The sequence below is a fragment of the Paenarthrobacter sp. 2TAF44 genome (assembly GCF_052114885.1).
In the GTDB taxonomy this organism is placed as follows: domain Bacteria; phylum Actinomycetota; class Actinomycetes; order Actinomycetales; family Micrococcaceae; genus Arthrobacter.
The window spans coordinates 1-379 of sequence record NZ_JBFRFP010000067.1 but is presented as its reverse complement, the minus strand read 5'-3'; the positions used below and the strand labels follow the sequence as shown (position 1 = coordinate 379).

Annotated in this window: 1 pseudogene; it reads left to right on the top strand. The window is 60.7% G+C overall.

Annotation, left to right across the window (positions count from 1 at the left end):
* A pseudogene (locus AB4Z15_RS24975) lies at nt 1-379 on the top strand (N-methyl-L-tryptophan oxidase); the annotation flags it as partial.

Sequence of the window (379 nt, the reverse complement as noted above, 5' to 3'; positions counted from 1 at the left end):
GTGGGCGGCGCAGTTGCGACCGCAGCTACGCGACGTCGTAAAAGTCGCAGACATCGCGTTGACGTGGTTCGCGCCGAACGATCCAAGTCGCTACGCACCGGACGTCTTCCCGGCATTCCTTCGCGACCAGGACGGTGTTCACATGTTCGGCGTACCAACGCTGGACAGCTACAGCGTCAAGGTTGTCTCACACACCGCAGCCGACACCCAGTACGAATCGGTTGACGATGTCCCGGACACGGTCAGCAGGGCAGCCATTGAGGAGATCAGCCGAAACGCGACCACGTTCTTCGCGGATCTCTCACCCGAACCGGTTCGTCACAGCATGCACCACGAGAGCGTTACGGTCAGTAGAGTACCGATCGTTGACCTGGACCCG